Annotated in this window: 8 protein-coding genes; 7 read left to right on the top strand and 1 reads right to left on the bottom strand. The window is 65.6% G+C overall.

Translation table 11 applies throughout. The features are described from left to right. From RMO57_RS13970 to RMO57_RS13940, 7 genes are all read left to right on the top strand, one after another. The coding region (locus tag RMO57_RS13970; protein ID WP_310387586.1) for a hypothetical protein at window positions 1–354 on the top strand (354 nt) is incomplete at its 5' end. A 41-nt stretch (window positions 355–395) separates the two neighbouring features. Further along, a complete protein-coding gene (locus RMO57_RS13965; protein ID WP_310387584.1) occupies window positions 396–1,073 on the top strand; it encodes a PEP-CTERM sorting domain-containing protein in 678 nt (225 codons plus the stop codon). A 445-nt stretch (window positions 1,074–1,518) separates the two neighbouring features. Next, entirely contained in the window at window positions 1,519–1,866 is a 348-nt protein-coding gene (locus tag RMO57_RS13960) for a YciI family protein (protein WP_310387582.1), read from the top strand. A 103-nt stretch (window positions 1,867–1,969) separates the two neighbouring features. After that, window positions 1,970–2,371, top strand: a complete 402-nt coding sequence (locus RMO57_RS13955) for a YciI family protein (protein WP_310387580.1) — start codon at window positions 1,970–1,972, stop codon at window positions 2,369–2,371. Between the two features lie 104 nt (window positions 2,372–2,475). Next, window positions 2,476–2,880 carry a VOC family protein gene (locus RMO57_RS13950; RefSeq protein WP_310387578.1) on the top strand — a complete coding sequence of 135 codons (405 nt, stop codon included), beginning with the start codon at window positions 2,476–2,478 and terminating at the stop codon, window positions 2,878–2,880. Window positions 2,881–2,893: 13 nt separating this feature from the next. Then, complete coding sequence (locus RMO57_RS13945) at window positions 2,894–3,382, top strand: VOC family protein (RefSeq protein ID WP_310387576.1); 489 nt, start codon at window positions 2,894–2,896, stop codon at window positions 3,380–3,382. A gap of 7 nt (window positions 3,383–3,389) precedes the next feature. After that, window positions 3,390–4,649: an RNA polymerase sigma factor gene (locus RMO57_RS13940; RefSeq protein WP_310387574.1), complete on the top strand. Its 1,260-nt coding sequence runs from the start codon at window positions 3,390–3,392 to the stop codon at window positions 4,647–4,649. 259 nt (window positions 4,650–4,908) lie between these two features. On the opposite strand, the gene RMO57_RS13935 is transcribed toward RMO57_RS13940, so the two are convergent. Then, a partial coding sequence (locus RMO57_RS13935; RefSeq protein ID WP_310387573.1) for a TonB-dependent receptor occupies window positions 4,909–6,701 on the bottom strand: 1,793 nt, incomplete at its 5' end.

Below are 6,701 nucleotides of genomic sequence, written 5' to 3'. Positions count from 1 at the left end.
ATCAGCGGCATCAGCGATGACGGCCGCGTGTTGATCACCCGAGTAGGCAGCTTCTTCTCCAGCTTCGCCGGCTTCATGTGGGTGGAGGACGCCGGCTGGATTGAGCTGAACGAGTTCTTCCGCAAGCAAGGCGTGGTCGAGGCCGAGAAGTACGGCATGGACAACCCGCTCGCCATCAGCGGCCAGGGCAACACCTTGGTCGGCGGCTTGACCGGCGTCGGCATGACCTGGTATGTGGACCTGAAGCAAGCCTTTGTTTGCGCCGGTGGCGTGAGCACAGCGACCGCCTTCCCGATCGAGTTCGCGGTCAAGGTCAAGGCCGGCGCGGCTATGGGTCGCTGCGAAATCAAGTAAGTAGCTCATACAGCTAACCATTTATTTACTAGGACACAGAAATGCACGTCAACAACTACTTCACGCTGCGCGCGCTGGCCGTGGCGGCCATCCTCGTCGCGGCCGGCGGCCAGGCCAAGGCCGAGCTGACCTTTTTCAATTCGCAAGCCGCCTATCTGGCCGCCATCAGCGCGCCCGGTGTCGACAACTATGAAAGCATGCCCTGGGCCGATATGGGCAGCTTCGTCGAGGGCCAAGCCGGGGAGCATTTCTACGCGGCCTGGGCGGTTGCGGAGACGAACGAATGGACCGGCCTGTATGCCGCGGGCAGCAGCAGCGATCTGTGGCTGTCGACCAATGTGGCGGCCGACTACCTGACCTATGGCTATTTCTCGGACAAGGTCAACGCGGCCGGCGGCTTCTTCTTCGGCACCGATGAGATGGGCGAGTTCAAAGCCGGTCAGACCATCCGCGTCAATGCGATTGACGCCGACGGTGTGGAGCTCAGCTTGTTGATGGACAACGCCACGACGAGCAGCTTCTACGGCTTTGTCTCGACCAGCCATCTGGAATATTTTCAGGTCAGCGCCTTGCAGCCTGATGGTGAATTCACCTGGGTGGCGGGCAATGACCTGACCCTGGGCACGATCGCCGCCGCCGTGCCCGAGCCGGCCAGCTACGCCTTGCTCTTGGCGGGCCTGAGCCTGCTGGGCGCAGTGGCCCAGCGCAAGCGCGGCTGACGAGAAGCCCATTCGAGAGCAGGGCTCAGCAAGTTGGCTTTGGCGCTGATGCGGAGGCCGTCATTCAGGACCTGATTGCCAAGACTGCAGCGGCCATTGCCAACTTGCAGCGAGCGCTGCCCGCAGGGTATTCGCTGAAGGTTTTGGACAGCGTGCTCGGCGGGCTGGAGCAAGCCGTCGTGCAGCTGGGTGGCATGCCTGCCAGTTGACCCGCTGCCTCACGCAGGGGAAAGAGTCAGGTCTTGCCATCCAGCAGCCACCCCAGCGCTGGAGTGGCCAGGCAATGCATGAATGCAAGACCTGACCCCTCGCCTGCGGAATAGGCCGCCCGGCGGTGATTGCATTCTGCCCGCCCTTGATTGACACTCCGGCGCCTGACTGTGAAACAGTCCGCTCCGATCAATCCAGCGCACCGCCACGCTGCCGCAACAGGACTCAACACGCTATGCCCCACATGCTGCTCATCGTCGAACCTCTGGGCCAGCGGGCTGAACGCGGCCCTGTCGCCGGGGAGGCGGTCTATCAGCGCATGGTGGATTTCTCCGCTGAGCTGCAGGCAGCCGGCTTGCTTCTCGGCGTCAACTCGCTGGGCACCGCGGCTAAGCGTTTGAGCAAGCGTGACGGCGCCACCCAGGTCTGGGACGGCCCCTTCGCTGAAGCCAAGGAGATGGTGGGCGGCTACTTTTTGCTCGACACCGAAGACGCCGCCGTGGCGAGGGGCTGGGCCGAGCGCTGTCCGGCGGCGGAATGGGCGACGGTGGAAATCCGCGGCATCGGGCCCTGCTATGCCTGAGTAGGTAAATACCCGGATGCTGTCGAATCGCGCCGGACCGGATCGTCGAGGGGATGAAGGCAGGCCGGATCCGGACCGCCTCATTTCACCCAGGAGATCCACCATGCGATTCATGATCCAGGTCCGCGCCACCGTCAGCAGCGAGCGCGGCGATCCGCCCGGCCCCGAACTGAAGCCTCTGTTCGAGGAGATGGGGACCTTCCACGAAGAGTTGGCGCGCGCCGGCGTTCTGCTGGACGCAGCCGGCCTGCGCCCCAGCCGTCAGGGCTGGCGTCAAAGCTACCACCCGGACGGCCGCCGCGAGGTCGCAGACGGTCCCTTCGCCGAGACCAAGGAGTTGATTGCCGGCTACACGCTGATCCAGGTGCGCTCGGTCGAGGAGGCCCAAGCATGGGCGGCGCGCTTCCCGAGCCCCTTCCCGGGCCAGGTTTGCGAGATCGAGGTGCGCCGGCTCTACGAGGAGGCCGACTTTGCGCCCGGCGGCGACATGGCCTTGCCGGATTGAGCAGAGGCGCCCATGAGTACCTTGACCTACTGCAATCCACCTGCCCGCCGGCGCTGCGGCGCCTGAAGCCGCTGGCCGAATCCACCCACTGAAGGATCTTCAATATGCACAAGCAAATTTTCGTCAACCTGCCCTGCAAAAACCTGCCTGCCAGCAAAGCCTTCTTTGAAGCGCTGGGTTACCACTTCAACCCGCAGTTCACCAGCGAAGCCGGTGCCGGCCTCGTGCTGGGTGAGAACCTGTATGCCATGCTGTTGACCGAGGAGTTCGCCAAGGGCTTCACCGCCAAGCCGCTGGTCGACGCCAAGACCGCGACCGAGGTGCTGGTGTGCCTGTCCTGCGAGAGCCGCGAGGAAGTCGACCAGCTTGTCGCCAAGGCCGCCGCCGCTGGCGGCAGCGTGCCACGCCCGCCGGTGGACCATGGCTTCATGTATGGCCACGGCTTCGAAGATCTGGATGGTCACATCTGGGAATTGGTCCACATGAGCGGCACACCACCGCAATGCTGAGCAGGCGTCCACCATGCAAATACAGCAACAGCTTGCCCCCTTCATCTGGTACCAGAGCGGCGCCGAAGACGCGGTGGCCCACTACTTGAAAGTGTTCGGCGCCGACCAGGGCCGCATCACCCACACGCAGCGCTGGGGCGAGAACGCGCCAGGCGCTGCCGGCACGGTCATGCTGCTCAATTTTGAGTTGCTCGGTCTGCAGATGACGGCCTTCAACGGCGGCCCGCACTTCAAGCTCAACGAGGCCTTCTCGCTGACCGTCGCCGCCAAGGACCAGGCCGAGATCGACCACCTGTGGGAGCAACTCCCCGCCGGCGGCGGCAAGCCGCAAGCCTGCGGCTGGGTCAAGGACGCTTGGGGCTTGTCGTGGCAGATCATCCCGGCGGCCTGGTTCGACATGATCCGCGACCCCGACCCCGCCCGGGTGCAGCGTGTCTTTCAGGCGATCTGGACCATGGAGAAGATCGACCTCGCGGGCCTGCAACGCGCCTACACGGGATGAGGCCCGCGTGAGCCATGCCGAACTTGCCGCCGGCGTCTGGCGCATCGAGCGCAGCCGACTCATCGGCGCGGGGGCCAAGTTGCTGCGCGACCTCGACGAGGCCGAGGACTGCGCCCAGGACGCGCTGCTCGCTGCGCTGGACACGTGGCCTCGCGACGGCACTCCCGCCAACCCGGCGGCCTGGCTGATGACGGCCACACGCAACAAGGCGCTGGACCGCTTGCGCCGCCGCGCCATGCTGCGACGCGAGCACGCAGCGCTGGCGGCCGACGACGCGGCAAGCCTGGCCCATATCGAGCCCGATTTCGTCGACCGGCTCGACGCGGCGCGCGACCAGGCCGCGGTCGGCGACGAACTGCTGCGCCTGATCTTCATCGCCTGCCATCCGGTGCTGCCACGCGAGGCCCAGGTAGCGCTGACCTTGCGGCTGCTCGGCGGGCTGGAGACAGCCGAGATTGCGCGCGCCTTCTTGGTGCCCGAGGCCACCGTGGCGCAGCGCATCGTGCGGGCTAAGAAAGCACTGCACGGCCAGGCTTTCGAGCTGCCGGCGCCCGATGAGCGGGCCGCGCGACTAGGCGCGGTGCTGGCCGTCGTCTACCTGATCTTCAACGAGGGCCACAGCGCCGGCAGTGGCGCCCAGCTGCTGCGTCCGGCACTGTGCGAAGAGGCGTTGCGCCTAGCGCGCCAGCTGCAGCACCTGCTGCCCGTTGAACCCGAGGTCCATGGCCTGGCGGCGCTGCTGGAGATCCAGGCTTCGCGCTTGCCCGCCCGGCTGGATGCACGGGGCCGCCCGGTGCTGCTGCCCGACCAGGACCGGCGCCGCTGGGACCGCCTGCTGATCCAGCGCGGCCTGGAGGCGCTGGCGCGCGCCGAGGCGCTGGACGAGCTTGGGCCCTACGCGCTGCAGGCTGCGATCGCCGCCTGCCATGCGCGTGCGGCGCGCGCCGAGTACACCGATTGGAGCGCCATCGTCGCGGGCTACGACCGGCTGCTGGCGCTCAACCCCTCGCCTGTGGTGGCGTTGAACCGCGCCGTGGCCATCGGCTTCGCGCGCGGGCCGGCGGCCGCCTGGCCGCTGCTGCAAGCGCTGGACGCCGAGCCGCAGTTGCGCCGCTACCCCTTCCTGGCTGGCGCCCAGGCCGATGTGCTGGAACGCCTGGGCCGTTCAAGCGAAGCACGTCAGGCCTATTTACGAGCGGCCGAATTGACCGAGAACGAGGCCCAGCGCGACCTGCTGCAGGAGCGAGCGGCGCGCCTGGCTAGCTGACCCGTGTCCACGCCCGCCCGCGAAAAAGCCGCCGTCGGCCTTGGTCGCGGCTGCAGGACCGTACGCGAACGGCCATGAGCGAGGAATGAAAGTCTGCTGACGCGCAAAGCAGGTGGTCGTGGCCAGTTCGGCTACGTCGGCGCCGGGCACGTACTTGCCCTTGGCTTACGGCTGCAACTCGCCTGTTGCGGATCTTCACCTTTGCACCATGAGCTCTCGCAAGCGGCCAAATGCTGGGCACAAATGACTCTAAACGTCATCAGAAGCCCATCGTCAAACCGAGCCGCAGGCTGCGCGGCTCGACCGGATGGAAGTGGATGTCGGGCACGCCCTCGGCAGGCTCGCCCTTCAGCCGCGACGCGTAGTAGTAGTCGATGTCGCTGGCCTTGCTGGCGAACAAGTTGAAGATGTCCAGGATCAAACTGGTGGAGGCGTTGATGCGGTAGCCGACCCGCATCTGCGCCAGCGTGGTGGCCTTGGAGCGCTGACTGTTGTCTTCGGTCAGCGCTCTAGGTCCGAAGTAGCGCAGCTGGAATTGGCCCGACCAGGGGCCCAGCCCGCTCAGCGTGGCGCCGGCCGAGAAGACCCGGTTGATGGCGCCGGGCACATGATCACCGGCGGGGTCAAACTCGCTGTAACGAGCCTTCGAGAACGCGACATCAGCATCCAGCAATAGCCAGGACGTCGCCTGGTAATGGTTGTTCCATTCGACGCCGCTGCGGCGGCTGGCGCGGCTGGCCTCGGTCTCGCCGGCATCGCCGACAAACACCAGCTCGGAGGCCAGCGTCAACTGCCACAGCGCCAGCGAGCTTTGCAAGCCCGGGATGATCTCGCTGCGCAGGCCCAGCTCGCTACCTTTTGAGCGCACCAGCGGCCGCACCGCATCGACCGGCAAGCCTTCTTTGGCCGACACGCGGGCGGTGGCGCCGCGCGCATCATTGCTGTGAAAGCCTTGGCCATAGTTGACGAAGGCCTCGGTCTTTTGCCAGGGGCCAAAGATCAGCGACAGCTTGGGGCTGCTCAAATGGGCGCTTTCCTTGCCGCTGTTGGCGGCAATCGAGCTGTTGACGTTGAGCGTTAGCTGATCGAAGCGCAGGCCGGCAACGCTGCGCAACCAGGGTCGCCATTGGGTCGAGTTCTCAGCAAAGAAGCCCACCGAGGTCTGGCGCACACGGCTCTCCTGAATGACCCCGACCCGCTCGCGCGCCACCGACTCATACAGCCCAACCGGGCTCAAGCGGTCATGACGGAGCTGCAGGCCAAGCGTATTGACGGTCTCCAGCCCGGCCAGATTGAGGTTCCAGCTGCGGCTGCCGGCCAGGCCGTAGAGCTGGCGCCGCTCGGCCTGCTCGAATTGGTCGCCAGCCTTGCCGCTGGGGTCCAGATCGACCGGGTGCTCAAGGAAAAAGGTGAAGTTGGAGAACAGATCAAGTCTGGACTTGATCGCATAGGCATTGAATTTGAAACCGCCGTCTTCGCCTTTGCGCTCGGTCGAGAAGGACAAGCTCAGGCGCGAGGTGTGGCCGCCATCGGTCGGATCGAGTGCACCGAAACGGCCGACCAAACCGGCATTCACCGCGCGCAGCGGAATCTGGTCGGTCGAGTTCCAGTCGGCTTCATAGGCCATCGCGGTGATGCTGCTGCGCTGCTCGGCCGGGCCAAAGCTGTAGCGCAGCACGCCGTTATTGCGTCGCAAATGCTCCGGGTTCTCCCACGGGCCATCGTTGTGCTGGGCCTCCAGCGCATAGAGCAGATCGCCGCCGGCCAGTTCCAGCGACTTGGTCAGCAGCGCACGGCGGTAGCCGTTCTGGCCCAGGGTCAACGAAGCCTGCCCGACATCCATGCGCTCGGCCAGCTCAAAGCGGGCCGCGCCGGCCGAGCCAAAGTCACCCACATCGGCAAAGTAGGGGCCTTTTTTATAGCTGATGCGATTGACCAGCTCAGGGATCAGCCAGTTCAGATCGCTGTAGCCGTGGCCATGCGCGTGGGTCGGCATATTGACCGGCATGCCGTCCACAAAAGTGGCGAAATCGGTGCCGTGGTCGAGGTTGA

Source organism: Roseateles sp., assembly GCF_031397715.1.
In the GTDB taxonomy this organism is placed as follows: Bacteria; Pseudomonadota; Gammaproteobacteria; order Burkholderiales; family Burkholderiaceae_C; genus Paucibacter_A.
The sequence above is the reverse complement of the archived record's forward strand: the minus strand, read 5'-3'. Positions and strand labels throughout refer to the sequence as shown.